The organism is Pseudomonas fuscovaginae SE-1, assembly GCF_000364705.1.
Classification (GTDB): domain Bacteria; phylum Pseudomonadota; class Gammaproteobacteria; order Pseudomonadales; family Pseudomonadaceae; genus Aquipseudomonas; species Aquipseudomonas fuscovaginae_A.
In genome coordinates this window covers 1-1,086 of record NZ_AQOH01000213.1, presented here as the reverse complement: position 1 = coordinate 1,086, position 1,086 = coordinate 1, and the positions used below count along the sequence as shown (strand labels likewise).

Annotated in this window: 1 protein-coding gene and 1 pseudogene; both read left to right on the top strand. The window is 52.3% G+C overall.

Going from position 1 to position 1,086, the window contains the following annotated elements; translation table 11 throughout:
• Positions 1 to 228 precede the first annotated feature (228 nt).
• Positions 229 to 579 carry a putative quinol monooxygenase gene (locus K675_RS32435; RefSeq protein WP_157383958.1) on the top strand — a complete coding sequence of 117 codons (351 nt, stop codon included), beginning with the start codon at positions 229 to 231 and terminating at the stop codon, positions 577 to 579.
• Between the two features lie 68 nt (positions 580 to 647).
• Positions 648 to 920, top strand: a pseudogene (locus K675_RS33920) (LysR family transcriptional regulator); the annotation flags it as partial.
• Positions 921 to 1,086 lie beyond the last annotated feature (166 nt).

Below are 1,086 nucleotides of genomic sequence, written 5' to 3'. Positions count from 1 at the left end.
GCGTTGGCCGAGCAGGACATCGGCCGCTACCTCATGCAGCGGTACAACCGGACAAGACCGCATCAGCACAGCGGCTTCGTACCGCCGGCTGTGGCGGTTGTGCGCGGGCCCGCGCTAGAGGGGTTTCCGGGACTTTCGCCAGTTTGTTGAAACTGTTTCACTACCCTTTGGGTTTCACGTGCCAATGGAAGTGATCAAGCTAAGTCATCAACAATCTGAGTGTTTGTCATGACCAGTACGATTACCGTTGTAGCGCATATCACCGCAGATCCATCCTCAGTAGCAGAGGTTCACAGCGCCCTGCTAATAGCTGTCGACGCGACGCAGTCAGAGCACGGATGTCTTCATTATCGTCTGTTTGAAAACATGGACACTCAAGGCCAATGGACCATGCTTGAGCTGTGGGAAAATGATGCTGCGCTGACTCAGCATATACTCGGCGAGGCGTTTAAAGACTTGAGCGCAGCTATCGATGGCAAAGCGAGTGTTCAGGTTTTCCGCTTGGTTCCAGCTGCTTCCGCTGTACAGGAAGAGTCTGTTGTAAATCCAAACTTCTGGCTTGGAAACGGTTTGCCATGAGATTTAAGCTAACGTAACGGATAAGTTTGGTTTCGGAATTGTTCGGTTCCTGGGCGAGACATAAAGTAGTGGAAATCAGACATTTCAATTATTTTTTGGCGGTCGCTGAAGTCAGTCATTTTACCAGGGCCGCATTTCGCCTAAATATCGCCGTCCCAACGCTGAGTCGACAGATCAAGGAAGTGGAGGAAGAGTTAGGAGTTTAACTTTTCGTCCGAGCACAGCGCCAAGCGACTTTAACCGAAGCGGGTAAGGCATTGCATACAGAGGCCTGTGATGTTGTCTATCGATTTGATATCGCTCAAGAGCAAGCGCAACGCGCCGGGCGGGGTGAAAATGGGCTAGGGTGTCTCCATCGTGCCGAAATCGGCAGCGGCCGGCGTGAGCCTACCTGGTGTTACCTTCCGACCCGTTAATGGTTTGCAGGAAGTGTCTTGGCTAGGCTTGGTGAGCAGCCGGCACGAGTGTAGTGGTCTACTAACCCCGGACACCTTTTTAGGCGAGAAT

What these genes read in the sequence shown, in the direction of transcription:
- K675_RS32435 (WP_157383958.1), top strand. Translation starts at nt 229, where the DNA reads ATGACCAGTACGATTACCGTTGTAGCGCATATCACCGCAGATCCATCC.